Raw genomic sequence first — 24,903 nt, forward strand, 5'->3', positions numbered from 1 at the left:
TGCGCCTGCGGACTGGCAAAGCCAGATCCGCGGCCCCAGCTTGAAAGAGATGCTGGTAACGACGCGCTCGAGACTTTCTGCTGGCTAACGAATGATGTTTGAACTGATTCTTCTGGCGCCCGTCGCCCAAGTCGAAACGCTGAGTGAGGCGCTGGATGCGCTCGACGCACTCAGTGTGTCGGTCGAAGATGCCGATGCACAAACGCCTGCCGAGCAGGCCCTGTTTGGCGAGCCCGGCATGCCGCCGCCCAAGGCCGGCTGGGAGCGTTCGCGCGTGGTGTCGCTTTTTCCGGATGAAGCCGGCGCGCGCGACGCGGCCCGTGTGTTGTCGGTGCAGGACTTTTTTGCTGGCTGCCAGCTGGTGGCCATTCAGGCGGTGCCCGAGCAGGACTGGGTGCGGCTTACCCAATCGCAATTCACACCCGTAGAGATCACCCCCGAATTCTGGATTGTCCCGACCTGGCACGAGCCGCCCGCGCAGGCCCGGCAGGTGATCCGGCTGGACCCGGGGCTGGCTTTTGGCACGGGCACACACCCGACCACGCGCATGTGTTTGCGCTGGATTGCTGGTGCCCCCACGCTCGGCACTGGCGTGTCCTCGCTGCCCCCCGAGGGGGCTAATTTCCCTGGGGGCGGCCCGTCGGGAAATTCTGCTGCGCCAGATGTGGCTCCCCGGCGCATGCCTCTGGGTCGTGTGCTCGACTATGGCTGCGGCTCCGGCATTCTCGCCATTGGTGCGGCCAAGTTTGGTGCCTCCAGCATTGACGCGGTTGATATTGATGAAGCAGCCGTGCAGTCCACCCTGGCCAATGCCGAGGCGAACCATGTCAGCCTTTCCGCCGGCCTGCCCGACAAGGCCGAAGGCACGTACCAGACCGTGCTGGCCAACATCCTGGCCACGCCGCTCAAGGTGCTGGCGCCGCTGCTGTGCGCGCGTGTTGCTCCCGGTGGTGCATTGGTGCTGGCCGGCATTCTCGATCGGCAGGCCGACGAGCTCCAGGCCGCCTATGCGCCCTACTGTCAGCTGCAGGTGGCAGACCAGGAAGACGGCTGGATACTGATGACCGCCCGGCTCTGAGCGGGCGCGCGCCTTATCACGCCTCGTAGACGCCCCGTACAATAAGGTGCTAAATGAGCCTGATTACGCGCTGTTCTGCCTGCGGCACGATGTTCAAAGTCGTGGCCGACCAACTCAAGATTTCCCAGGGCTGGGTGCGTTGCGGGCATTGCTCCGAAGTTTTTGACGCGGCAGCCAATCTGCAGCCCTACGCGCCCCAGTCCCCGGCGTCCCCCAACGACGAGCCGGTTTCCACCCCGGGGGATGCGCGGCCTGACATGCAGGAGAACACTGGCCATGCGGCATCCGTGGCCCCCATGCTGGTGGCGCCTTCAGCGGAGCCTGAAGCCGCGTGGTCTGATCCCGAGCCGGCGCAAGAAGCCGCACTGGTTGCCGAGTCTTACTCGATGCCCGAAGTCCAGGTGTCGCCGTCGCCAGACCTCGCCGCCGACGTGTTTGCCTTTTCGGTGAGCCCGGAACCCTCGGATTTTTCTGCGGCGGCGGAACCCGTCGCGCGTGCGGGCTACACGGAAAGTGCCTTCGGTGAATCGGAAGCACCTGTCTCCGGGCACGTTCAAGAGGTGTCGTTTGTGCGCGATGCCAGGCGCGATGCCTTCTGGCGCCGGCCTGCACTGCGTGTGGCGCTGGGACTGACGGCAGTGGTGTTGCTGGCTGGCCTGGTGCTGCAGGTCGCCCTGTTCCAGAGGAACACGCTGGCCGTGTCCCAGCCCTGGTTGAGCCCGGCGCTTTCCACCCTGTGCGCCTCGCTGCGTTGCGAGATCAAGCCGCCCCAGCAGATTGAATCGGTGGTGATCGAAAGTTCGACCTTCAACAAGCTGGCCGCCGACGCCTACCGGCTCCAGGTGGTGATCCGGAACGCAGGTGCGATACCGTTGGCCCTGCCGTCGCTGGAGCTGACCCTGACCGACACCCAGGACCAGGCGCAGCTGCGGCGTGTGCTGACCCCGGCCGAACTGGGCGCCACCAGTCCCACGCTGGCGGCAGGCGCCGAATTTTCAGGCGCTCTTGCCATCAGAATCCTGAATTCCCCGACCGACACCAGCGCCTCCCCGGCGTCTGCCGCGCGGCCTTTCGCTCCCTTGCGGATTGCCGGCTACCGGGTCCTTGCTTTTTATCCCTGACTGAATCGAGATCTCCATGCCTGCTGTAATTTGTGGTTCCCTGGCCTTTGACACCATCATGACGTTTGAGGGCCGCTTTGCCGAGCAGATCCTGCCCGACCAGCTGCATATCCTCAATGTGTCCTTTCTGGTGCCCGCCCTGCGCCGGGAGTTTGGCGGCTGCGCCGGCAACATCGCCTACAGCCTGCAGCAGCTGGGTGGAACGCCATTGCCCATGGCCACCGTGGGTACCGACGGCGCCGAATATGTGGCGCGTCTGAACACGCTGGGTATCAGCACCGAGTTTGTCAGGGAGGTGGGTGACACCTACACCGCCCAGGCCATGATCATGACGGATCGCGACAACAACCAGATCACAGCTTTCCATCCAGGGGCGATGGGCCAGGCACACACGACAAAAATTGCACCGCGCGCCGATATCAACATCGGCATCATCTCGCCGGACGGACGCGACGCCATGCTGCAGCATGCCGAGCAGTTTCAGGCCGCCGGCATTCCTTTTGTGTTTGATCCCGGCCAGGGTCTGCCCATGTTTGACGGCAAGGACCTGGCGCATTTTGTCGAGCTGGCGAGCTGGGTCACGGTCAATGACTACGAAGCCAAACTGCTGTGTGACCGGACCGGCCTGTCCTGCGCCGAGATCTCGAAGCGGGTGCAGGGCCTGGTGGTCACGCTGGGTGCGCAGGGTTGCGAGGTCTGGGTGGACGGCGACAAGACACTCGTCGCGCCGGTGGCGGCCAGGGAAGTGGTGGACCCCACCGGTTGCGGCGACGCTTTTCGTGGGGCCTTGCTGTTCGGGCTTGAAAAGGGCTGGTCGCTGTTGCGCTGCGCCGAACTGGGCAACCGCGTCGGTGCCCACAAGATTGCTTTCCGCGGCGGCCAGAACTACACCCTCACCACCGCCCAGACCGGCCTCTAAACGCAGGTGTTGGAAGCAAAAAAAGGCTTCCAGCCCTTTCTACGCGTGCGCAATCAGCTACTGAATTTGTAGCAGACAGATTGCTCTCGCGTGACCCGCTGCCCTGAAAAGGCGCGGCAGATGCGCTGCACGACCACCCTGAAAGTAAAAAAGCCCGGCATCTTGCGATGTCGGGCTTCAGGCCAAGTGCCTTACTGCTTACGGCTTGCTGGCTGTAGGAAACGGCCAGGCAGCTTGCGGGTTCAGAGTTGTCTGAGCCGCAGGGGCAGCCGGAGCAGCAGGAGCTTTGGCAGCGGGTTTTTTCGCGGCTTTCTTCGCAGCGGGTTTTTTCGCTGCTTTCTTGGCTGCTGGCTTTTTGGCAGCGGGTTTCTTCGCAGCAGCTTTCTTCGCTGGCGCTTTTTTCGCTACTTTTTTCGCCGCAGGCTTTTTAGCTGCTGCTTTTTTTGCAGCTGGCTTTTTGGCCGCTACTTTCTTGGCCGGGGCTTTTTTCGCTGGCGCTTTTTTCGCAGGAGCTTTTTTAGCTGCTACTTTTTTCGCAGGCGCTTTTTTGGCCGGGGCTTTTTTCGCTGCTACTTTTTTAGCGGGCGCTTTTTTAGCCGCTACTTTTTTCGCAGGGGCTTTCTTTGGAGCAGCTTTTTTAGCCGCAGTTTTTTTCGCAGTTGCCATAGTTTTCTCCTTGATCACATTGCAAAGATCACTTCACGTCTAGGAGTACGCGAAGCGATTCACGGCGTTGGGCTGTCGGCGAACCGGGCCCAGCGCCGCGAACACGGGAGCAAAGCCCAACTCGCGCACTTCTGGGGTGCGGTCAGTGGTCAATGCAAGTCTGGAAATCATTGTTGTGTCGGCTTGTCTGTCAGTCCCAGGAGAGAGCGCCACCGGACTGGTACTCGATCACACGGGTTTCGAAAAAGTTGCGTTCCTTTTTCAGGTCAATCATCTCGCTCATCCAGGGGAACGGGTTTTCCTCGTTCGGGAACAGCGTCTCCAGGCCGATCTGCGTGGCGCGGCGGTTGGCGATGTAACGCAGGTAGCCCTTGAACATGGAGGCATTCAGGCCCAGCACGCCACGCGGCATGGTGTCCTCGGCATAGCGGTATTCGAGCTCGACCGCCTTCATGAACAACGCCTTGATCTCGGCCTTGAACTCGGCGGTCCACAGCAGCGGGTTCTCGAGCTTGAGCTGGTTGATCAGGTCGATGCCGAAATTGCAGTGCATGGACTCGTCGCGCAGGATGTACTGGTATTGCTCGGCGGCACCGGTCATCTTGTTCTGGCGGCCCAACGCCAGGATTTGCGTGAAGCCGACGTAGAAGAACAGGCCTTCCATCAGGCAGGCAAACACGATCAGGGATTTCAACAGGGTCTGGTCCGCTTCCTGGGTGCCGGTTTTGAAGTTGGGGTCCGAGATCGCGTCGATGAAGGGGATCAGGAACTGGTCCTTGTCCCGGATCGATTGCACTTCGTTGTAGGCGTTGAAGATCTCGCTTTCGTCCAGACCCAGCGACTCGGTGATGTACTGGTAGGCGTGGGTGTGAATGGCTTCTTCAAAGGCCTGGCGCAACAAAAACTGGCGGCACTCGGGTGCCGTGATGTGGCGGTAGGTACCCAGCACGATGTTGTTGGCGGCCAGCGAATCGGCTGTCACAAAAAAACCGAGGTTGCGTTTGACCAGACGGCGTTCGTCTTCGGTCAGGCCGTTCGGATCTTTCCAGAGCGCGATGTCGCGCGTCATGTTCACTTCCTGCGGCATCCAGTGATTGGCGCAGCTGGCCAGGTATTTTTCCCAAGCCCATTTGTACTTGAACGGGACCAGCTGGTTGACATCGGTCTGGCCGTTGATGATGCGTTTGTCAGCGGCCTTGACGCGATGGGCCGTGGGTGCGACGGTGGCCGGTGCTGCGCGCACGCCTGAAGAAGTCAGGGCGCTGTCGTCGAGCATGCGGGCTGCAGCGTGGGGCTGCAAAGAAAGAGGCGGAAGTTCCATCGAGCGGCCTTCGGGAAGGGCGCTGACAAGAGGTTTTTGCAACGATGGTTTAGCTTCTTCGTCCCAGGTCAACATAGATGTTTCCAATAAGTTGGATTATGAAAGCAGCGATACAAAATGAAAAGTGTTCATTCACATCGCTCTGAATTAGTGTTGCTCAATTACATCGAATCAGGCGCCGGATTTTCCCGGCGCCGTGTTCCGTTTTTTATTGGCAGGCCTCACATCCTGGATCATCGATCGCGCAAAACTTGATGTCCGTCGCAGGGGATGCGCTCATCTGCGCCTGCGCTGTGGCCGCTGCCGCATCGAGTGCGTTCATGCTGCCAGTGTCATCGGTGTTGCCCGAAGCCACGGCATTCATCTTGCCGGCTTTCACCGTGGACTTTTCTGCATGGGTCGCGCTCATGGTGCGCAGGTAGTAGGTGGTCTTCAGGCCGCGCAGCCATGCAAGCTTATAGGTGTCGTCAAGCTTCTTGCCCGAGGCGCCGGCCATGTAGATGTTGAGCGACTGCGCCTGGTCAATCCATTTCTGGCGGCGTGACGCGGCTTCGACCAGCCAGGTCGCATCGACCTCGAACGCCGTGGCGTACAGGGCCTTGATGTCCTGCGGCACGCGGTCGATGGGGCGCAACGAGCCGTCAAAGTGTTTGAGGTCCACCACCATCACGTCGTCCCACAACCCCAGGCGCTTGAGGTCGCGCACCAGGTAGTGGTTGATGACCGTGAACTCGCCCGACAGGTTGGACTTGACCGAGAGGTTGCCGAAGCAGGGCTCGATGCAGGCATCCACGCCGATGATGTTGGAAATGGTGGCGGTCGGTGCGATGGCCACGCAGTTGGAGTTGCGCATGCCGTCGGTTGCGATTTTCTCGCGCAGCGCATCCCAGTCCAGCGTGGCCGAACGGTCGACTTCCAGATAACCGCCGCGCTGCTTGGCCAGCAGGTCCAGCGTGTCCAGCGGCAGGATGCCCTGATCCCAGAGCGAGCCCTTGTAGCTGGTGTATTTGCCGCGCTCTTTGGCCAGTTCGGTGGAAGCCCAGTAGGCGTGGTAGCAGACCGCTTCCATGGACTTGTCAGCAAACTCGACAGCGGCGTCCGAAGCATAGGGAATGCGCAGTTCGTACAGGCAGTCCTGGAAACCCATGATGCCCAGGCCGACAGGGCGGTGGCGCATGTTGGAGTCGCGGGCTTTCTTGACGGCGTAGTAATTGATGTCGATCACGTTGTCCAGCATGCGCATGGCCGTGGTGATGGTCTTCTTGAGCTTCTCATGGTCAACCGCGCCGTCTTTCAGGTGCTGGACCAAGTTGACCGAGCCCAGGTTGCAGACCGCAGTTTCGGTGTCGCTGGTGTTGAGCGTGATTTCGGTGCACAGGTTGGACGAATGGACGACACCAGCGTGCTGCTGGGGCGAACGCACATTGCAGGCATCCTTGAAGGTGATCCAGGGATGGCCGGTCTCGAACAGCATCGACAGCATCTTGCGCCACATGTCGATGGCCTGCAGCTTGCGGGCCGGTTTGATCTCGCCGCGTTCCGCCTTGGCTTCGTAAGCGGTGTAGGCTTTTTCGAACTCGATGCCGAACTTGTCGTGCAGGTCCGGCGTGTCTGAGGGCGAGAACAGCGTCCAGCTGCCTTTTTCCATCACGCGGCGCATGAACAGGTCGGGAATCCAGTTGGCGGTGTTCATGTCATGCGTGCGGCGGCGGTCGTCGCCGGTGTTCTTGCGCAGCTCCAGGAACTCCTCGATGTCCAGGTGCCAGGTTTCCAGGTACGCGCAGACCGCGCCCTTGCGCTTGCCGCCCTGGTTGACAGCCACAGCGGTGTCATTGACCACCTTCAGGAAAGGCACGACGCCTTGCGACTCGCCGTTGGTGCCCTTGATGTGGGCGCCGAGTGCGCGCACCGGCGTCCAGTCGTTGCCCAGGCCGCCGGCGAACTTCGACAGCAGCGCGTTTTCCTTGATGGCATCGTAAATGCCGCCGAGGTCGTCGGCCACCGTGGTCAGGTAGCACGACGACAGCTGCGAGCGCAGCGTGCCAGCATTGAACAGCGTGGGTGTGCTCGACATGAAGTCGAAGGAGGACATGATTTCGTAGAACTCGATGGCGCGGGCTTCGCGGTCGATCTCGTCGAGCGACAGTCCCATGGCCACACGCATGAAGAATGCCTGTGGCAGCTCGATGCGCTGCTTGCGCACGTGCAGAAAGTAGCGGTCAAACAGGGTCTGCAGGCCGAGATAGTCGAATTTCAGGTCGCGCTCGGGCTTGAGTGCAGCGCCCAGGCGCTCCAGATCAAACTGCTGAAGTCTTTCGTCGAGCAGTTCGTTTTGCACACCCTTGGCGATGAACTGCGGAAAGTACTCGGCGTACCGGGTGCCCATGTCTTCCTGGGTGACTTCCTCGCCCAGCACTTCGCGGCGGATGGTATGCAGCAGCAACCGGGCGGTGGCGTAGGTGTAATCAGGGTCTTTTTCGATCAGGGTGCGGGCCGCCAGGATGGACGCCTTGTAGACCTCGTCGATGGGCACGCCGTCGTAGAGGTTGCGCATGGTCTCAAGAACGATGGGGTCGGGCTTGATCTCGGCGCCCAGACCGGCGCAGGACGCTTCAATCAGGGCTTGCAGCTTGGCGATGTCCAGCGTGACTTTCTTTCCGCCGTCGAGTACGTGCAGCTGCGGTGCCTGGGACACCGGCGCCTGCGGCTGGCGCGCGCGTTCCTGGGTGCGCTTTTCGCGGTACAGCACATAGGCACGGGCGATCTCATGGTGGCCGCCGCGCATCAGGCCGAGCTCAACCTGGTCCTGCACGTCTTCTATATGGAAGGTGCCGCCGCCCGGGCGTGAACGCATCAGGGCACGCATCACGGCCTGGGTCAGGCCATCCACGGTTTCACGCACGCTGGCCGAAGCCGCGCCCTGGGTGCCGTGCACCGCAAGGAATGCCTTCATCATCGCCACGGCGATCTTGTTCGGCTCGAAAGGAACGACTCCGCCGTTGCGGCGGATGATCTGGTAGTGGGCCAGGGAACTGGCGTGGGCGCTGCTGGCTGCAGGCTGGTGTGCGGCAGGCATGCCGGCGGGGCTGGGGGCTGCGTGTTGGGCTGTTTGCATGTTTTCCTCGTTGTGTGTTGTTGTTGGTGAGTTCGATGTGATTCAGGACAGGAAGAAGGGCTGACGGTTGCCCGTGGGCTGGCTGGGTGGCGGGCGTTCCTCGGGGCTGTCGGGTACCTGAATTCATCCGTCGGATAGAGGGCTAAGACACTATACCTAGGGTCTGGAGTGATTTCAAGCACTACAGGTAGTGTATCGGCCTTGAATCGCTGCGTCACGTCCCGCTTACTTTTTGTGGCTTTTTTTTGCAGGAAAAAATGCACAAGCCTGGGTCCTCATGGGTGCCCCGAAGCTGGGCATCCGCTGGCCGAATCCGCGCCGATCAGGTGTTCATGCGCCTTGCGAGGCGATCAGTGTTCCGATGGGCAGGATGTTCGCGGGCGGCGCGCAAGGCCCGCGCCAGCCTCATCAGGCGCTTGCGGGAAAACACTTAGACGGCAAGCCCAGGGAATCCTGCAATCGGGGCCAGTCGAAGCCGGGCCCCGGGTCCTGCTTGCGGCCGGGTGCAATGTGTTCGTGGCCGGCCAGGTGCGTGATCGGGTAATGGCGCATCAGCGCCGCGCAGACGCTGGCCAGGGTTTCGTACTGGGCGGATTCGAACAGTCCGCCTTCCACGCCTTCGAGTTCGATGCCCACCGAGTCGTCATTGCAGTTGCTTTTGCCGCGGTAGCCAGATTCGCCTGCATGCCAGGCGCGCGCATCGCAGCTGACAAATTGCCAGAGTTGCCCGGACCGGTTGATGAAAAAATGGGAAGACACCTGCAAGCCGCGTATCGACTGAAAATAGGGATGGGCGTCCCAGTCCAGCTGGTTGGTGAACAGGCGTTGCACCTGGCCATTGCCAAATTCGCCCGGGGGCAGACTGATGGAGTGGATGACGATCAGGTCAATGCAGGCCGACGCAGGGCGCTGACCGAAGTTCGGCGAGGCCTGCGCCCGGGCATAGCGGTACCAGCCTTCCTGCCACAGCGCGGACACCGCCTCAGGAGGGCTCATCAGCTGCTTCATCGCCCTGAGGCGTCACGATGTTCAGGCGGGTGATCCGGTAGCGGATCTGGCGCAGGCTGATGCCCAGTTTGGCGGCCGCCGCCGTGCGGTTGAAACCTGTTTCATGCAGGACCTTGCACAGGATGTTGCGCTCCTGTGCGTCAAGAAAATCCTGCAGGTTTTCCGGAACGGCGACATATTCGGCCGGTGGCGACTCGAGATGCAGGTCACCGCCTTCGCCGAGAGCCATGGCCCGGTGCAATATATTTTCGAGTTCCCTGACGTTGCCGTGGAAGGGGTGCTGCTGCAAGGTGGCCAGGACCTGACCCGAGAGGTCCGGCATGTGAAAACCCGACTCCCGGCAAATCCTTCCGAGCAGGTCCCGACACAGGGCGGGCAGGTCCTCGCGGCGTTCACGCAGCGGCGGAACGCTGATTTCAATGACGTTGAGGCGGTAGTACAAATCCTGGCGGAACGTGCCGGCCGCCACTGCAGCGGCCAGATCCTTGTGGGTGGCGCTCACGACACGCACATCCACCGTGTCCTCCTGGGTGGAGCCCAGCGGGCGGACGACCCGCTCCTGGATGGCTCGCAGCAGCTTGGACTGCATGGCCAGCGGCAGGTCGCCAATCTCGTCGAGAAAAAGTGTGCCCCCTTTGGCCGACTGGAAATAACCGAGCCGGTCCTGAGCCGAGCCGGTGTAGGCGCCTTTGCGGGCCCCGAAAAATTCGGCTTCCAGCAGGTTTTCCGGGATGGCGCCGCAGTTGACGGCGACAAAGGGGCCTGCCGCGCGATGGCTGCAGTCATGCACGGCCCGCGCCACCAGTTCCTTGCCGGTGCCGGACTCACCCTGAATCAGCACCGGTGCCATGCTGCTGGCGACCTTGACGATGCGGGCCTTGACCGCCTGCATCACGGCCGATTCGCCGACCAGGCGCTGCAGTGTCAGTGATGCATCCGCGGGCCGTGGTGCGGCTCTGGATGCCGCTGGTCCGTCCTCGCTGCCGGACCTGCTGCGCTCCTGGACGGCCGTGGTGCTTGGCGGACCCTGGATGGCCGACGCCACCACGCCGCGAAACTGCTTGAGGTCCACCGGCTTGGTCAGGTAGTCAAATGCGCCGGCCTTCAGCGCTTCCACGGCATTTTCGGCGGAACCGTGGGCAGTGATGACCACGCAGCGTTCGGGGCGCTGCTGGGCGACCATCTCCCGCAGCAGTTCCAGGCCCAGCCCGTCGGGCAGGCGCATGTCGGTGATCACGGCATCAAAGCGTCTTTGCTGCAGCTGGGCACGCGCCTGCGCCAGGTCGGCGGCCGCCTCGACCCGGTAGCCTTCGCGCAGCAGGGTCAGCTCGTAGAGGGTGCGCAGGTCGGGCTCATCGTCAATCACCAGTATGTGCGCTTGCGTCGGGAGAGTCATGGTGTTCCCTGGATGTCAGACCACATTGTGTCAAAACCCGCCCTGGACAAAGCTTGCTCGGCCCCGACGGGCCGGAAGAGGACAAAAAACTCGTTACCTTCCACGGTGTTGCGGACGTTCCGCTGGTAGCCTATGAGTGCACCATGACGTTCGCAGAGCTCCCTGCATATATACAGCCCCAGCCCGCTGGAGCGGCTCTCCGAGGAAAAAAACGGCTCAAACAGATGCGACTGCACCGTTTTTTCCAGCGGTTTCCCGTCGCTCCAGACCGACAGCCGGGGCTGCCCGGTGGGGGTGATTCCAGTGGTGACCTGTATCGCATCGCCGCCTGTGCTGGCATAACGCAGGGCGTTGTCCAGCAGGTTGACCATCAGGCGCCGCAGGTGCTCGCCCTCGAACAGCACGGCAGTCCGGTCGGCACCTGCACGCAGGCGCAAGCGCTGGCCCGAGGCCGTTTGCTGTGTCCAGTCCGAGCAGATGTGCTGCAGCATGTCATCGAGCGGCAGGGCGCTGGTCTGCACTTGGGGACCCTGCTCCTGAACGCGGGAGATGTTGAGAATTTCCTCGACGATCCTGGCAAGCCGCTGAGCGTTTTGCCGGACCATGCCTGTGAGCTGTCGCTGCCCGGGATCCTGCAGGTCTTCTTCCAGCAGGGCATTGGCCTGCGTGATGGCTGCCAGCGGGTTCCTGATTTCGTGGGCAACTGCGGCTGACATGCGTCCCATGGCGGCCATTTTTTCGGTGCGCACCCGGGCTTCCATTTCCCGCAGGTCTTCCAGGAACATCACGCACAGGCTCTCGTGCGAGCCGTCGCGCGAGGCGGCCAGCCGGGTGCGCACCTGCAGCCGACGGGCATGGCGTGAGGCATGTTCCAGGCTCACGTCGGCCTGCTGCGGCCTGCGCTGCTCAAACGTCAGTTGCGCCAGCGCCGCCAGTGGTTGCCAGGCCGTCTCGGCAGCCAGCACAAAGGGGGCCGCGCGGGCCGCGTCCTGGGTGGCCAGCAAACGCAATGAGGCCGGGTTGGCCGCCCGCGCGACGCCGTGGGTGTCGATCACCAGCACGCCGTCGACCAGCGTGTCGATCACCAGTTCATTGACCTGGGTCTGCATGCGTGCGGCTGACTGGCTGCGTTCGGCGCGCTGTTGTTCCCTCGACAGGCGCAGGGCCAGCTGGTTGGCGAGCAGGGCAATGATGAAAAAACCGGACCCGCTCAGACCCGCCTGCAGAAAGCGCGCTGCAGCATCGCCCGGCAATTGCAGGGAAGCCCACCAGGCATCGGCCAGCAGCAGCAACGCCACGCTGGCGGCGGTCCCCAGGGCCAGCAGGATGGGGCCCAGCACGGAAGCCAGCAGCACAGGTAACGCGAACAGCGCGGTGTAGTTGATCGCCCCTGACTGCAGGAAATTGAGGGCCGAAAACGCCAGCACGTCCAGACCAACCGTCGAAAGCCACTGGGCATCGAAGGTGCTGCCTGGTGGTTTCGGATGGGCCCAGACACGGATGGCGAGCGCCGCAATAAAGTAGGCCACACACAGCGCGATCATGGCCTTGCCGACGGGCTGGCCCAGGGCATAAATAGAGGCCTGCAGGGCAAGCAGCACGGTGGCCAGCGTCACGCGGGCCGCCATGAATGCCCGCCACAGCCGGCCGAAGGACTCGCTGCCGGCGTCCGATTCCCAGGCGCCGGATTTCTCTACCGGGCCAAACCAGGAATTCCCGGAGTCCGGAGCCGCCCTGGCCATCAGCCCTCGGCTTGGCGACGATGCGCGTCGCTGCAGTAAAACCCGTTTCCACCGGGCAGGGCGTCGGAACGGGGCAGATGCACGGCGCAGACGGCGCAGGCAACCACTTCCGTAGGCGGCTGGCCGGTCCGGCCGGCTGGCTGCGCGGGTGGCTTGTCCTGCCGTTCGGCGCGCCGGTTGCTGCGCCAGAGCCAGAGGACCACCAGCACCAGGACGATCACCAACAGGTATTTCATACGCGCTTCAAAATGACTTCAAGGACAAAACGCGAGCCCACATATCCGAGCAGCAGCAGGCCTGAGCCCAGATACAGCACCCGCACCGCCTGCCGCCCGCGCCAGCCCAGGCGTGCCCGGCCGACCAGCAGACCGGCAAAAGTGATCCAGGCCAGCACCGAAAAAATGGTCTTGTGGTTCCATTGTCCGGCCAGGCCCGGGCCGTACAGGGTTTCGGCAAACAGCCAGCCGACCAGCAGCGTGGCCGTCAACAGCACAAAACCGGCCTGCACAAAACGAAAGGTCAGCCTTTCCAGCGTCAGCAGGGGCACGCCGGTGTCGGGTTGGGTGGCAGAGCGGATCGAGCGTTCGGAGCGGTTCATCAGCCAGCCATGGATCACAGCGGCGGCAAACAGGCCGTAGGAGGCAATGCCCAGTGCCCAGTGCAAGGGCAGCCAGGGCGATGCAATCACGTGGTAGCTGGTGCCGGGAAACACCAGCGCCAGCAGGACAGCGGCGCTGCCCAGGCCAGCCAGCGTCCAGCGTGCCTTGAGCTGCGGAAACAGCCGGCTTTCCACTGCGTACACGCTCAGGACCAGCCAGACGGTCATGGACAGGGCGGGCGCAAACCCGAAACGTGGCGGTTCGCCAAGCAGTCCCTCGGCCAGGGCGAGCGCGTGCAGCAGCCACGCCAGCAGCAGCACGCCACGCGTGGTGGTTTCGCTCAAACGCGCGCTGGCCAGCGCCAGGATGGCATAGGCCAGCGCTGCGCCTATGGCCGCGGCCAGACCCCACCCGGCACTCAAAGTTAAAATGGAGGGTAGGGATACCATCTTGCGATGATATCCCCCCCAAAGAACCGTGCTTGCGACTTTCACCGCACACGGCTCACGCACGACCACTGGCTACACAGCGTCATCAGGTTGCATAACCTTCGACTACTTCGCCAGATTAAAGTCTCCCGTGCTGGAGACCGGCTTGATAACCTTCAAACCTAGGGCGTGGACACGCCTGTGACAGATCGGATGTAACAGCATCCGATTGGAGAGAGCATCACTTCCTCCTAGCTGCCGATACACGATATGGTGGTCGTGCATGTTTTCATCAGCCATGTCTATTTCCTGCCCACAGAGAGCGCAAATACCACCTTGGTCGAACCACAGGGAGGCCCGTTGAATGCTCCAGATGGCGTCACCCATCCTTTGCACCCGTAGCTTCTCCCCATAGGCAACCCAATCCGGGTGGAAAGGGTTGTAATCCCCCTTCACTTTGACGTGACGAACAATTTTCATGTCCGCCAAGGAATACAGCGGGAGCGGTATTCGTTCGTTATTCCCGGCCAAGTCATCTTGCAACCCCGCGAACCGACGGCGTGAGCCGCACTGCTTCCAGTAATGGGCATACACCCAACTCCCGGATTTGCGGGGATGTCTGCGCAAACCCCAGCGCGTTAACCTCCAGTAAATCAGGTGGTCAACGTCGTTGAAGGTCTGCTTTGCGACCGTCCCTTTGTGATACTGAGCCCAGCCTTTCAGGACTGGATTCAAGCGCTGTATGAGCGTTTCCGTTGGAACCGATAGCGACGTGGCGATGATCTCCTTTACCTTGCCATAAAACGTTTTCACGTTCTTCTGGCTCGGTTTGATGAGTAGCTTGCCTCCGTATTTTCGGAAGTTCCACCCCAGAAAATCAAAACCTTGGTCAATATGCACAATGCGTGTCTTTTCCTCGGACAGCGTCAGTCCCCGCTCGCGCAGGAACTTCACTATCCACGGTTGGATCACAGTTTGAAGCAGCTCTTTCGAGCTACCTGTCACTACAAAATCGTCTGCATATCGCACCAAGTGCACCTTCCCCTTCTGTGCATTGCCCGTGCCCAGCTCTTCCCGAAGGAATTGCGCAAGCCCCGTTTCCAGCCCATTGAGGGTGATGTTCGCTAATGTCGGCGAAATGATGCCGCCCTGAGGCGTGCCATCATCCGTGCGCAGGAGCTGACCTTTGTCCACTACTCCTGATTTCAACCATTTGGCGAGCATCCCCTTGTTCATGTGAACCCGGTTCAGCAGCCACTCGTGGTTGATGTTGTCAAAGAACCCAGAGATATCCGCATCCAGCACCCATTGAGCCGAGGCCTTCTGGGATAGGGATACAAACAACTGGCTGCGCGCGTCGTGTGTTGATCGTCCTTTCCGGAACCCATACGAGTTCGGATCAGACGCACATTCCACAGCGGGTTCCAGCGCAAGCAAGTAAAGTGCTTGCATGGCTCTGTCCTTCATGGTCGGTATACCCAGCGGGCGTTCCTTTCCATTGGCCTTCGGGATATAGACCCGCCTGAGGGGGCGAGCCCGGTACCCTTTGGGGGTCAGACAACTAATCGCATTCCATTTCTTTGTTGGCGTGTCCCAAAGTTCGCAATCGACGCCACTCGTTCGCTTCCCTTTGTTCTCAGTTACTTTCCTGACCGCCAATGCCTTGGCTTGCCAGGATCGAATCAGGCTCCTTGTGAGTCTTGCGACTCTTCGAAAGTCCTTCTTCGTTTCCGCCTGCGCTATGCGCATCTGCGCCTTCCCTACGACCAGCATGACCGCCTTCCAATCAATGGAATGCCAACCACCTGATTCGTCCAGAGACGCAGCATCGTTTCCGATGTGTTCCATACCATTCTCCAGTTTGGTTTGACCCGTTGAAGACGGCACTGACCCAGAGGGTCAGATACCCTCTGGGTCGTTGATAAAGTCGCAACGGCTTTACGCTGTCGCACCCTGAGCAAGTCAGCCAGCTTTCGCTGCGAGGTAGAACCCCTATACCGCCCATTACAGACGGCCATTCGCTTTTTGCTCAATCCTCTACCCCCTCCACCATTGCCCTTGATTGCTCGCGGGTTTGCCAGTTCCTTGCGGACTGGCGATGAATGGGGCTTACCTCGTTTCCCTCTGTGCCCAGTCTGGCGGCTGCCAGACAGAAGGGGTTAGGGACTCTCTATCCGCCGGAAGTCGTTTTAGGGAACGATGCGAAGTCCATGACCTGCGCATCCTGACTTCGTGCCTTTTGGCCGCAGCTCCTCCCTTGCGGGAGAACTAAGGCGTAAGCTGCTTACTGTTAACGACGGTTCGAACGAGAGTTCACATTACATTTCCCATGCCCTTTACCCCAGCAATCCACCCGCGTCCTAGTCGTGGGATTGGGACTGACTCGCATCAGCCTTATGTGCTTTCGCACGGATTGTTTAACCGTAGCTCCGCACCCCCGGATTGCTCCAGACGCACGTACAGTTGAGGTCACGCCGTTCCAGACGTGGTTTTGATGGAAAACAAGACACAGAGAGCGGTTGCGCTCTCACACCAGCACTTACTTGTACAAACTAGTTTGCAACAAGGTGTAGCAAGGCCTTTCCTCTCGGAAATTTGTCTCTAATTGGCAACGAAGTTACGTCCCTTGAGGACGTAAATCACCATTACCGCACCCTGAGAGTGCGGGCTGGAGCAGCCAAATTAGAGCCATTTGGCTGCTACAAAGTTAGCCCTTTTTAGGGGGCGGAATGGAGCCTCCTGAGAGGGAAACCATTCACTGATATAGTCGGTTTCAAGAACCGAATGAGGCGACTTCGAGTCGCACCATGGCTACAGTTTAGCTTCTGCGCCAGACGCCTGGTCCCTCTTTCACTTCCTTTTCGCTCCAGTTGTGGAGCTTATTCATGGCCTCTGCCCTCACTGACAAACTCTCCCGCCTCGTCCAGGAAATGCGAGGCCAGGCCCGCATCACGGAGTCCAATGTGCAGGACATGCTGCGCGAGGTGCGCATGGCTCTGCTCGAAGCCGACGTGGCCCTGCCCGTGGTGCGCGACTTCATTGCCCGCGTCAAGGAAAAGGCGCTGGGCCAGGAAGTCATGGCTTCGCTGTCGCCGGGTCAGGTGCTGGTCAGCATCGTCAACCGCGAGCTGGCCGCCACCATGGGCGAGGGCGTCAGCGACATCAACCTGGCGGCCCAGCCGCCGGCGGTGATCCTCATGGCCGGTCTGCAGGGCGCGGGCAAGACCACCACCACCGCCAAGCTGGCCAAGCACCTGATCGAAAAACGCAAGAAGAAGGTGCTGACGGTGTCGGGTGACGTGTACCGTCCGGCGGCCATCGAGCAGCTCAAGACCGTGACAAAGCAGGCCGGTGCCGAATGGTTTCCGAGCACGGCTGACCAGAAGCCGGTGGACATCGCGCTGGCCGCACTGGACTACGCGCGCAAACATTTTTTTGATGTGCTGCTGGTCGACACCGCCGGCCGCCTGGCCATCGACGAAGCGCTGATGGCCGAGATCAAGGCATTGCATGCGGCGTTGAACCCGGTTGAAACCCTGTTTGTTGTGGATGCCATGCAGGGCCAGGACGCGATCAACACCGCCAAAGCCTTCAAGGAAGCGCTGCCGCTGACCGGCATCATCCTGACCAAGACCGACGGCGACTCGCGCGGCGGCGCGGCGCTCAGCGTGCGGCAGATCACCGGCGCGCCGATCAAGTTCTCGGGCACCAGCGAAAAAATAGACGGGCTGGAAGTTTTCGATGCCCAGCGCCATGCCGGTCGCATTCTCGGCATGGGCGACATCGTCGCGCTGGTCGAGCAGGTCACGGCCGGCGTGGACATGGCGGCGGCGCAAAAACTTGCCGCCAAGATGAAATCGGGCAGCGGTTTTGACCTCAACGACTTTTTGAGCCAGCTGCAACAGATGAAAAGCATGGGCGGGCTGTCCAGCCTGCTCGACAAGCTGCCGGCGCAGATGGCGGCCAAGGCCGGCCAGGTCGACATGGACAAGGCCGAAAAAGACATTCGTCGCAAGGAAGGCATCCTCCAGAGCATGACGCCACTGGAGCGCCGCAAGCCCGAACTCATCAAGGCCACGCGCAAGCGGCGCATTGCCGCGGGCTCAGGCGTGCAGGTTCAGGAGGTCAACCGCCTGCTCAATGAGTTCGAGCAGATGCAAACCATGATGAAGAAGATGAAGGGCGGCGGCATGATGAAGATGATGAAACGCATGGGCGGCATGAAAGGTATGCCAAAGTTCTGAGTTGCACCCCGGTTTACATAAAAAGTGGCCTTGGCCCAATCACCACGGGCGCCATCAGCTATCGAATAAATAGCAGATGGTGCCTGTTTGTTTTTATTGGGCTAAATGGCCCTGAGCCGCGGTCGCACCTGCTGGCTGGCATGCAGCCAGGCACGGCGCAAGACAGCCGGCGATTTTTTTTCTTCGGGAATCAGCAGGTAGTTGTTTGTGCGCATGGCCGTCCCTACCCCGACCTTGCTGGTCAGCACGGTCATGGGGATGGCCAGCAACAGAGGCAGGCCGACGGGCAGAAGCCAGACCAGCGCGCTGGCGTCAATCAGCGTGATGCCGGCGGCGAGCAGCACAATCACCGCGCTCATCGGGGCCAGCTGCTGCAGGGCAATACGCCAGGGAACTGCCGCCGCTTCGCGCGGGGGGGACTTCCATTCCAGCTTCAGGCCAGTCAGCGCGACCAGGACAAACAACGAGTGCGCCAGCATGCGGATCGGCGCCTGCAGCAGGGCGATCAGCGTTTCAAGGAGGGCGCTGCGCAAGAGGCTGGCGGTGCCGCCGTAGGCTTGCTGCTGCCGGTTGATCAGCACCGCTGCAATGCCCAGGAGACGCGGCAGAAACAGCATGCACAAGGTCCATGCCCACAGGGTCAGCAGTTCGCCAGGCAGCATCGCCCAGTCGCTGACCATGGGTGTGCCTGAGAGCCACAGCGCGGTTCCCAGCGTCAGGAAACACAACCACAGCGGTGCCGAGAGGTAGGCCATGGCACCGGTGCCGAACATAGAGCGGTGAACCGGGTGAATGCCGGGCTCGGCAATCAGGCGCGAGTTCTGCAGGTTGCCCTGGCACCAGCGGCGGTCGCGCTGCAGCTCGGCCAGCAGGTCGGGCGGCTGCTGTTCGTAGCTGCCCACCAGATCAGCGACCAGCCAGACGTGGTAGCCGGCGCGGCGCATCAGCGCGGCTTCCACAAAGTCGTGCGACATGATGCTGCCCGACATGCCGCCCGTGCCCTTGATACGCGCCAGCGCGCAATGCTGCATGAAGGGCTCGATCCGGATGATGGCGTTGTGGCCCCAGTAGTGCGACTCGCCCATCTGCCAAAACTGCATGCCCAACGTGAACAGGCGGCCCGTCACGCGCGAGGCGAATTGCTGCGCGCGCGCATGCAGCGTCACATGGCCGATGGCCTGGGTGGCGGTCTGGATGATGCCAGCCGTCGGGTTGGCTTCCATGAGCTTGACCATGGCCACCAGGCAGTCACCGCTCATCACGCTGTCGGCATCAAGCACCACCATGTAGCGGTAGTCCTTGCCCCAGCGGCGGCAGAAGTCGGCCACGTTGCCGGCCTTGCGGTCGGTGCGGCGTTTGCGCAGTCGGTAGTAGACCTCGATCCTGGGCTGGTCGGGTTGGGCGGCCAACTGGGTGCGCAGGTCTTCCCAGGCGGCGCGTTCCGCCTGCTGGGTGGCCGGGTGGCTGGTGTCGGACAGCACAAACACGTCGAAGGCTTTCACATGGCCGGTCGCTGCGACGGACTCGCAGGTGGCGCGCAGGCCCGCGAACACGGTGCGCACATCCTCGTTGCAGATCGGCATGATGATCGCGGTCCTTGTTGCGTCGTCCAGCGCATGGCGCTGCACGTTTTTCGCCGACAGGGCGTGTTTGTCGCCGCGTATCGTCACGTAAAAACCCATCATCGCCGTCATGAAACCGGTGACCACCCAGGCGGACAGCAGCGCAAACAGCACAAGCTGCCCGTACTGCAGCCAGGCGCTGTCGTAGTCGGGCTGCATGTCGGCGAACAGGCTGGTGGCGAGGACCGTGCTGAGTACCGTCAGCAGCACAAAGACGGTCCTGCGCCGCGCGGCAGCTTGTTGCCAGGGCTGGCGCTTCTGTACCGCCTGCAGCGGCAGAGGGCGGCTGGTGGGCGAACGTGTCAGCCCCAGCGCAGTCGTGGTCAGGCTGCTCCAGAACCCGCGCCAGGGGCGCGGGGCCATGGAGCCGCGATGTAGCGGCGGCGCGGTGACTGAATTCGGATGCCGCTCTTCGCGCAGCAGGCTGCGGGGAGTCAGGGTGTGATCAGGTTGGTCCATGTTTCGGTCAGTGTGTGAGTGTCATGTTGGAGAAAGGCGCGCAGCTCAATGGGCTGGGCGTTCTGGTTGGCGGGGGTTTCCAGGCGCTGCACGCGCAGGCTCATGCGCCAGGCGCCGGTGGCGGGGTTGCGATAAGCGATGCTTTCGACGACACGGGCATTGCTGCTGGCCGTGGTAATGGCCTCCACCCTGGCGCCCTCGGGCAGCGCGTCCAGGGCCGGCCCGGCAAAGTCGATGACAAACTGTGCCTGCCGGGCCAAAGCCTCGGCGCTGAGCTTGCTGTAGCCGGTGCCGCGGCGCGACTGGGTGACCCAGCCGTTGGGCGGGCGTTGCTGTCTGTTCCCTTGCCAGGCAATCTGCCAGGCGAGGTCCAGCGACTGACCCGGCGCCGGCATGTTTTCCGGCACCCAGTAGGCGGCCACGTTGTCATGTGTTTCGTCCGGCGTCGCAAACTGCAACAGCTCGACACGTCCCGCACCCCAGTCGCCCAACGGGGTCACCCATGCGCTGGGCCGCAGTTCGTAGCGGGCTTCGGTGTCTTCGTAGCTGGCGAAGGCACGGTCGCGCTGCATCAGGCCAAAACCCTTGAGGCTTTTCATGCTGAAGGAGGTCACCAGCGGGGAAGCGGGGTTCTGCAGCGGACGCCACAACCATTCGCCTTCCCCAGTGGCAACCATCAGGCCGTCCGAGTCATGCACTTCGGGCCGGAAGTCGCCCGCGCGGGGCTGGTTTTCACCGAAGAAAAACATGCTGGTCAGCGGCGCCACACCCAGGGTGGCCACGCGCGGACCGGCGCCTGCGCGCATGAAGATGCGGGCGTGCACTTCGGTGATGGTCTCTTCGCCGGGGCGGATGTCAAAGCGGTAGGCGCCCGTCATGCGCGCCGAATCCAGCAGGGCATACACCGTGACCTGCTTTGCGTCGGCCGCAGGCTTTTCCAGCCAGAAATCGGTGAAACGCGGAAACTCTTCTTGTTTTGCGCCGGTGGGGTCTACCGCCAGGCCGCGGGCCGACAGTCCATAACGCTGGCCGGCACCCAGGGCGCGGAAGTAGCTGGCACCCAGAAAGGCAATCAATTCGTCCTTGTAGGCGGGTGAGTTGAGCGAGGTGTGGATGCGGAATCCGGCATGGCCGATATCACCCCAGCGCGCCGGGTCCAGCTGGTTCTTGCCGTAGCTGAAGTCGTCGGCGCTGTAGCGCAGGAGCTTGTTGCCCTGGGCAGACAACTCGTGAATGTGAACCACATCGGTCTGCCGGCCGACATGGAAAAACTTGGCTTCGTAGGGCAACTGGTCGGCGCGCCACAAGGCCTTGTCGTCCCTGAACCGGATGTCGCGCAGGCCGTCGTAATCCAGGGCCGCCAGTTCGGCGGGAACAGCGGCATGCGGTTGCTGGTAAGGGGTTTGTGCGCGTTGTTGTGCCAGGGCGGCCACGTCGTCCAGCGTCCAGGCATGGGCGCTGGCCAGTGCGGCACACAGGCCCAGGAGGGCCAAAAAGCGTGCTGGCCGCAGGTGCGGGAAAGGCGCGGTGAACCGGGGGAAAACAGCTTGCATGGATTGACTAGGGCAAACCCTGTGCCAACCTGAAAAAGCTGTTTTAAATCAAAGGCTTGAATGGATTCCAGGTATGGAATGTGGAACCAGGCCGCGAAAGAGGCCGTTTGAACCCTGTTTCTGTCGCCTCATGGCGACAGCTGTCGCCCGCCTGATGAAATTAGTGTTTGGAATCAGGGGCTTGGCCCTGTCGCTCCTCGGCGACAGGGTCAGCGGGGGAATTCACCGGGTCGGTTTTGAAGTGTCCCGGCGTCAGGCTGTGCTTTTGCAGAAGGCGATAAAACTCTGTGCGGTTGCGGTCTGCCAGCCGCGCGGCGTCGGCCACGTTGCCGTCTGTCAGCTTGAGCAGGCCGACCAGGTACTCGCGCTCGAAGCGCTGGCGTGCCTCGGCCAGGGTGAGCACCTGCACACTGGGCGAGCGCAGCGCGCGCTGAATCAGGGTCAGGGGGATCAGCGGTGTGCTGGCCAGCGCACACACCTGTTCGACCACGTTGTAGAGCTGGCGCACGTTGCCTGGCCAGGCGGCGGTGTTCAGCGCCTTGATGGCTTCCGGCGCAAAGCCGCTCAGGCGTTTGCCGTATTTTCCGGCCAGCTTGACGAGGAAGTGATTGGCCAGCAGCGCAATGTCTTCGCGCCGTTCGGACAGGGGGGGCAGGGTCAGCGTGACCACATTGAGCCGGTAGTACAGGTCGGTGCGGAACTGGCCCTCGGCCATGGCCGCATCGAGGTCCCGATGGGTCGCCGACAGAATGCGCACATCAACCGGAATGGACTGGCTGGACCCCAGCGGCCGGACGCTGCGCTCCTGCAACACCCGCAGCAGCTTGACCTGCAGGGCCAGCGGCATGTCACCGATTTCATCGAGCAGCAGGGTGCCGCCTTCGGCGGCCTGGAACAGTCCCTTGTGGTTGGACGAGGCGTCGGTGAAGGCGCCCTTGACGTGGCCAAAAAGTTCGGACTCGAGCAGGGCTTCGGGAATGGCGCCGCAGTTCACGGCGATGAACGGGCGGGCGGCTCGCGGGCTGGCCTGGTGAATCGCCTGGGCCAGCAGTTCCTTGCCGGTGCCACTTTCGCCGCGCAACATCACGCTGGCGTCCGACTGGGCCACCATGCGCGCCTCCGCCAGGGTTTCGGCCATGCGGCTGGAGCGGCTGATGAAGCCGCTTTGCCAGGCCGGTGACTCGCCGGCCGGTGCGGAGGGCACCGGGGCGCTCAGCGCCAGGGCCTGCGCGATCTTGCCCTCCAGGCCCTTGCCGTCAAACGGCTTCGTCAGATAGGTGAACACGCCGCGTTCGGTGGCCTCGACCGCGTCGGGAATGGTGCCGTGGGCTGTCAGCAGAATCACCGGCAGCGAAGGGTGCTGGCTGCGGATCTCGTCAAACAGCGCCAGACCGTCTTTGCCGGGCAGGCGCACGTCGCTGAGTACCAGCTGCGGGCGTTCGATCTCGAGTTGGGTCAGGGCGGCTTCGGCCGAACCCACCGCGCTGACCCGGTAACCGGCCGCAGTCAGCCGCATGGTCAGCAGCCGCAGCATGTCGGCGTCGTCGTCGACGACCAGCAGGTGAGACTTGGGGGCAGTCATGGTCCCGGTGGCCGGGTGCGGCCGCGTGGCGACGATGCCGGGGCCGCCGGGGGGCGGCTGCTCAGGCTGCGTTCGATTTCCTTGAGCGCATCGAGCTTGTCCTGCGTCTGTTCGAGGCGGCGCTGCAGGTCGCGCACCTGCTGGTTCTGCCGGTCCAGCTGGTCTTCGACCCGCCGCTGTTCGGCAAACCGTGCGGCCAGCAGGCGCGCCAGGGCGTGCAGGGGCCGGGCGTCTTCGCTGTTGTTGGCCAGGGCGCGCTGCAGCAGGTCCTGTGCGCGGACCAGATCGTGGAGCTGCCGGGTCTGGCTCAGTGCGAGGGCCAGGCGCAGCTGGTCGCCCGCTGACGCGGCGTTGCCCAGTCGGGCGATTTCCTGGGCCAGTTCGGGGCCGGGCAGGCTGCGGAGCCGGTCGGCATAGGCCAGCAGGGCTGTGACGAGGTCTGCCTCGAAAAGCACGGCGTTTCCCGGTGCTGGTGGCGTTGCAGGGGTGGCCGCCGTCGTGGGCGCCGTGTCTGGCCTGGCCGGAGCAGGGGCAGGCACAGTGCAGCCGGCAGCCAGGCTGAGGACCAGCGCCCAGGGCAGGGTGCGGCAGAAGGGGGGGCCAAAGGCCTCAAGACTTGAAAGCATGGGGAAGTTCTATCCTGAAATGTGCACCCGGGCCGTCCGGCAGCAACTGCACCCGGCCCCCATGTGCAGCAATGTACTCGTGGACGATGGACAGGCCAATGCCGCTGCCACGGACCACTTGCGGTGGCTGTCGTTCGCCGCGGTAAAAGGGTTCAAAAATGCGTGCATGGTCATCGTAGGCGATCCCCGGACCTTCGTCGTCCATGTCGATGTGCACGACCTCGGCGAACTGGCTCAGCCGGATGCGTATCCTGCCCCCCACCGGCGAAAAGCGGATGGCGTTGGACAGCAGGTTCGCGACGGCGGTTCCCAGCTTGTCGCGGTCCACCTCGGCCTGCAGCGCCGGACCCTCGACGTGGACCTGCAGATCGCGCGCGCGCCACTGCAGGCGCTGGCCTTCCACCTGTTCTTCAATCAACTGCAGCAGGTCGGTTTTCTCCCGGCGCAGCTGGCGGGCCTCAAAAGCTGCAGCGTTGAAGCGCAGCAGGTCCTCGATCTGGCCTTGCAGTAAGCTGGTGTTGTGGCGCAGGATCTTGGCCACTTCCCGCTGGTTGGCGCTGAGTTCTCCGGCCACGCCGTCCTCCAGCAACGACACGCCCTCGCGCAGGGAAGCCAGCGGGGTTTTGAGTTCGTGTGAGACATGGCGCAGAAAGCGCGACTTGTCGGCGTCCAGCTCCACCAGCCGCAGCCGCAGCCATTCCAGCCTTTGTCCGACCAGCTGCAAGTCGGCCGGACCCTCGATGCGGATGGCCTCGTCCAGACGGTTCTCCCCGAGGCCGATGATGGCCTTTTCCAGGCGGTTGAGGGGACGTGTGAGCCAGATGCCGAAAGCCAGCGCCATCAGGACCGCCAGCCCGATCGCGCCCAGCACCTGCTGCGTCAATTGCCGGCGGCGGTTTTCCAGCGTGTCGAGCAGGCTGCGGTTTTGCGTGGCAATGGTCTGCCGGACCTGCTGCGCAATGGCCGCGTTGATGCGGTCCAGCTCGCGGAATTCCTGCGCGACCTGCCGGTCCCTGTCGAGCGCGGTATCGGGCGAACCGGACATCAGCGCGGTGACGGCCTGCAGGTGGTTCCTCCAGTCGCTGACCAGGGCAGCGGGCACGTTTTGCGGGCCCAGCCGCGCCAGCACGGTTCTGGCTTCGGCAGCGGCTTCGTCGAAGCGCTCACGAAGCACACGGTCGGACAACACCAGCGACTGTCGGGCCGTGCGTTCCATCGTCACGCTACGCTCGTTCAGGGACTGGGCGGCCGCACTGAGGTCGAGCGCGCGCACCGCGCCGTCGCGGCTTTGCATCGTGAGTTGCTCCAGCGTGAACACGGCGCGCAGCGAGGCGGCGGCCAGCAGGCCGGCAATCAGCAAAAAGGCGGCCACCAGCAGCTGGCGGAAGGAAACGCGCTCAAGCATGGGGAGGCCTTGCCGGCGG

General features: G+C 62.6%; 18 protein-coding genes. 4 read left to right on the top strand and 14 right to left on the bottom strand.

Annotation, left to right across the window (positions count from 1 at the left end):
- Positions 1 to 94 precede the first annotated feature (94 nt).
- The 3 genes from PSV33_RS19095 to PSV33_RS19105 are packed head-to-tail and all read left to right on the top strand — an operon-like array spanning position 95 to position 3,118.
- Positions 95 to 1,078 carry a 50S ribosomal protein L11 methyltransferase gene (locus PSV33_RS19095; RefSeq protein ID WP_300564321.1) on the top strand — a complete coding sequence of 328 codons (984 nt, stop codon included), beginning with the start codon at positions 95 to 97 and terminating at the stop codon, positions 1,076 to 1,078.
- Positions 1,079 to 1,131: 53 nt separating this feature from the next.
- The gene (locus PSV33_RS19100; protein ID WP_300564231.1) at positions 1,132 to 2,199 is read left to right on the top strand and encodes a DUF3426 domain-containing protein; all 1,068 of its coding nucleotides are present in this window, start codon (positions 1,132 to 1,134) and stop codon (positions 2,197 to 2,199) included.
- A 16-nt stretch (positions 2,200 to 2,215) separates the two neighbouring features.
- The gene (locus PSV33_RS19105; protein WP_300564233.1) at positions 2,216 to 3,118 is read left to right on the top strand and encodes a carbohydrate kinase family protein; all 903 of its coding nucleotides are present in this window, start codon (positions 2,216 to 2,218) and stop codon (positions 3,116 to 3,118) included.
- 198 nt (positions 3,119 to 3,316) lie between these two features.
- Here PSV33_RS19105 and PSV33_RS19110 read toward each other — a convergent pair whose 3' ends face one another.
- The 9 genes from PSV33_RS19110 to ltrA form a co-directional block, all read right to left on the bottom strand.
- Positions 3,317 to 3,784, bottom strand: coding sequence for a histone H1-like DNA-binding protein (locus tag PSV33_RS19110; protein ID WP_096664495.1), 468 nt, complete (start codon positions 3,782 to 3,784; stop codon positions 3,317 to 3,319).
- 190 nt (positions 3,785 to 3,974) lie between these two features.
- Complete coding sequence (locus tag PSV33_RS19115; protein ID WP_300564235.1) at positions 3,975 to 5,180, bottom strand: ribonucleotide-diphosphate reductase subunit beta; 1,206 nt, start codon at positions 5,178 to 5,180, stop codon at positions 3,975 to 3,977.
- Positions 5,181 to 5,313: 133 nt separating this feature from the next.
- Entirely contained in the window at positions 5,314 to 8,220 is a 2,907-nt protein-coding gene (locus PSV33_RS19120) for a ribonucleoside-diphosphate reductase subunit alpha (protein ID WP_300564237.1), read from the bottom strand.
- A 408-nt stretch (positions 8,221 to 8,628) separates the two neighbouring features.
- Complete coding sequence (ampD, locus tag PSV33_RS19125) at positions 8,629 to 9,216, bottom strand: 1,6-anhydro-N-acetylmuramyl-L-alanine amidase AmpD (protein WP_300564239.1); 588 nt, start codon at positions 9,214 to 9,216, stop codon at positions 8,629 to 8,631.
- Positions 9,203 to 10,624: a sigma-54 dependent transcriptional regulator gene (locus tag PSV33_RS19130; protein WP_300564241.1), complete on the bottom strand. Its 1,422-nt coding sequence runs from the start codon at positions 10,622 to 10,624 to the stop codon at positions 9,203 to 9,205. Before PSV33_RS19130 ends, ampD begins: the two co-directional genes overlap by 14 nt.
- A complete protein-coding gene (locus PSV33_RS19135; protein ID WP_300564243.1) occupies positions 10,621 to 12,366 on the bottom strand; it encodes an ATP-binding protein in 1,746 nt (581 codons plus the stop codon). Before PSV33_RS19135 ends, PSV33_RS19130 begins: the two co-directional genes overlap by 4 nt.
- Positions 12,366 to 12,602, bottom strand: coding sequence for a PP0621 family protein (locus PSV33_RS19140; protein ID WP_300564244.1), 237 nt, complete (start codon positions 12,600 to 12,602; stop codon positions 12,366 to 12,368). The genes PSV33_RS19135 and PSV33_RS19140 overlap by 1 nt, the downstream gene beginning before the upstream one ends.
- Positions 12,599 to 13,414 (bottom strand): cytochrome c biogenesis protein CcsA, encoded by an 816-nt coding sequence (gene ccsA, locus PSV33_RS19145; protein WP_300564246.1) that lies wholly within the window; start codon positions 13,412 to 13,414, stop codon positions 12,599 to 12,601. Before ccsA ends, PSV33_RS19140 begins: the two co-directional genes overlap by 4 nt.
- 105 nt (positions 13,415 to 13,519) lie before the next feature.
- Positions 13,520 to 15,241 (bottom strand): group II intron reverse transcriptase/maturase, encoded by a 1,722-nt coding sequence (gene ltrA, locus PSV33_RS19150; RefSeq protein ID WP_300564248.1) that lies wholly within the window; start codon positions 15,239 to 15,241, stop codon positions 13,520 to 13,522.
- Between the two features lie 1,037 nt (positions 15,242 to 16,278).
- On the opposite strand from ltrA, the gene ffh reads away from it, so the two are divergent.
- The gene (gene ffh / locus PSV33_RS19155; RefSeq protein ID WP_300564250.1) at positions 16,279 to 17,637 is read left to right on the top strand and encodes a signal recognition particle protein; all 1,359 of its coding nucleotides are present in this window, start codon (positions 16,279 to 16,281) and stop codon (positions 17,635 to 17,637) included.
- Positions 17,638 to 17,738: 101 nt separating this feature from the next.
- Here ffh and mdoH read toward each other — a convergent pair whose 3' ends face one another.
- The 5 genes from mdoH to PSV33_RS19180 form a co-directional block, all read right to left on the bottom strand.
- Positions 17,739 to 19,718 carry a glucans biosynthesis glucosyltransferase MdoH gene (gene mdoH / locus PSV33_RS19160; protein ID WP_300564252.1) on the bottom strand — a complete coding sequence of 660 codons (1,980 nt, stop codon included), beginning with the start codon at positions 19,716 to 19,718 and terminating at the stop codon, positions 17,739 to 17,741.
- A complete protein-coding gene (locus tag PSV33_RS19165) occupies positions 19,694 to 21,271 on the bottom strand; it encodes a glucan biosynthesis protein G (RefSeq protein WP_300564254.1) in 1,578 nt (525 codons plus the stop codon). Before PSV33_RS19165 ends, mdoH begins: the two co-directional genes overlap by 25 nt.
- Before the next feature lie 160 nt (positions 21,272 to 21,431).
- Positions 21,432 to 22,853 (bottom strand): sigma 54-interacting transcriptional regulator, encoded by a 1,422-nt coding sequence (locus PSV33_RS19170; RefSeq protein WP_300564255.1) that lies wholly within the window; start codon positions 22,851 to 22,853, stop codon positions 21,432 to 21,434.
- Positions 22,850 to 23,479: a hypothetical protein gene (locus tag PSV33_RS19175; RefSeq protein ID WP_300564257.1), complete on the bottom strand. Its 630-nt coding sequence runs from the start codon at positions 23,477 to 23,479 to the stop codon at positions 22,850 to 22,852. The genes PSV33_RS19170 and PSV33_RS19175 overlap by 4 nt, the downstream gene beginning before the upstream one ends.
- Positions 23,463 to 24,884 (bottom strand): ATP-binding protein, encoded by a 1,422-nt coding sequence (locus tag PSV33_RS19180; protein ID WP_300564259.1) that lies wholly within the window; start codon positions 24,882 to 24,884, stop codon positions 23,463 to 23,465. Before PSV33_RS19180 ends, PSV33_RS19175 begins: the two co-directional genes overlap by 17 nt.
- Positions 24,885 to 24,903: the final 19 nt, after the last annotated feature.

Source organism: Polaromonas sp., assembly GCF_029945895.1.
Taxonomy (GTDB): domain Bacteria; phylum Pseudomonadota; class Gammaproteobacteria; order Burkholderiales; family Burkholderiaceae_C; genus Polaromonas.

What these genes read in the sequence shown, in the direction of transcription:
- PSV33_RS19095 (WP_300564321.1), top strand. Translation starts at nt 95, where the DNA reads ATGTTTGAACTGATTCTTCTGGCGCCCGTCGCCCAAGTCGAAACGCTG.
- PSV33_RS19100 (WP_300564231.1), top strand. Translation starts at nt 1,132, where the DNA reads ATGAGCCTGATTACGCGCTGTTCTGCCTGCGGCACGATGTTCAAAGTC.
- PSV33_RS19105 (WP_300564233.1), top strand. Translation starts at nt 2,216, where the DNA reads ATGCCTGCTGTAATTTGTGGTTCCCTGGCCTTTGACACCATCATGACG.
- PSV33_RS19110 (WP_096664495.1), bottom strand. Translation starts at nt 3,784, where the DNA reads ATGGCAACTGCGAAAAAAACTGCGGCTAAAAAAGCTGCTCCAAAGAAA.
- PSV33_RS19115 (WP_300564235.1), bottom strand. Translation starts at nt 5,180, where the DNA reads ATGTTGACCTGGGACGAAGAAGCTAAACCATCGTTGCAAAAACCTCTT.
- PSV33_RS19120 (WP_300564237.1), bottom strand. Translation starts at nt 8,220, where the DNA reads ATGCAAACAGCCCAACACGCAGCCCCCAGCCCCGCCGGCATGCCTGCC.
- ampD (WP_300564239.1), bottom strand. Translation starts at nt 9,216, where the DNA reads ATGAGCCCTCCTGAGGCGGTGTCCGCGCTGTGGCAGGAAGGCTGGTAC.
- PSV33_RS19130 (WP_300564241.1), bottom strand. Translation starts at nt 10,624, where the DNA reads ATGACTCTCCCGACGCAAGCGCACATACTGGTGATTGACGATGAGCCC.
- PSV33_RS19135 (WP_300564243.1), bottom strand. Translation starts at nt 12,366, where the DNA reads ATGGCCAGGGCGGCTCCGGACTCCGGGAATTCCTGGTTTGGCCCGGTA.
- PSV33_RS19140 (WP_300564244.1), bottom strand. Translation starts at nt 12,602, where the DNA reads ATGAAATACCTGTTGGTGATCGTCCTGGTGCTGGTGGTCCTCTGGCTC.
- ccsA (WP_300564246.1), bottom strand. Translation starts at nt 13,414, where the DNA reads ATGGTATCCCTACCCTCCATTTTAACTTTGAGTGCCGGGTGGGGTCTG.
- ltrA (WP_300564248.1), bottom strand. Translation starts at nt 15,241, where the DNA reads ATGGAACACATCGGAAACGATGCTGCGTCTCTGGACGAATCAGGTGGT.
- ffh (WP_300564250.1), top strand. Translation starts at nt 16,279, where the DNA reads ATGGCCTCTGCCCTCACTGACAAACTCTCCCGCCTCGTCCAGGAAATG.
- mdoH (WP_300564252.1), bottom strand. Translation starts at nt 19,718, where the DNA reads ATGGACCAACCTGATCACACCCTGACTCCCCGCAGCCTGCTGCGCGAA.
- PSV33_RS19165 (WP_300564254.1), bottom strand. Translation starts at nt 21,271, where the DNA reads ATGCAAGCTGTTTTCCCCCGGTTCACCGCGCCTTTCCCGCACCTGCGG.
- PSV33_RS19170 (WP_300564255.1), bottom strand. Translation starts at nt 22,853, where the DNA reads ATGACTGCCCCCAAGTCTCACCTGCTGGTCGTCGACGACGACGCCGAC.
- PSV33_RS19175 (WP_300564257.1), bottom strand. Translation starts at nt 23,479, where the DNA reads ATGCTTTCAAGTCTTGAGGCCTTTGGCCCCCCCTTCTGCCGCACCCTG.
- PSV33_RS19180 (WP_300564259.1), bottom strand. Translation starts at nt 24,884, where the DNA reads ATGCTTGAGCGCGTTTCCTTCCGCCAGCTGCTGGTGGCCGCCTTTTTG.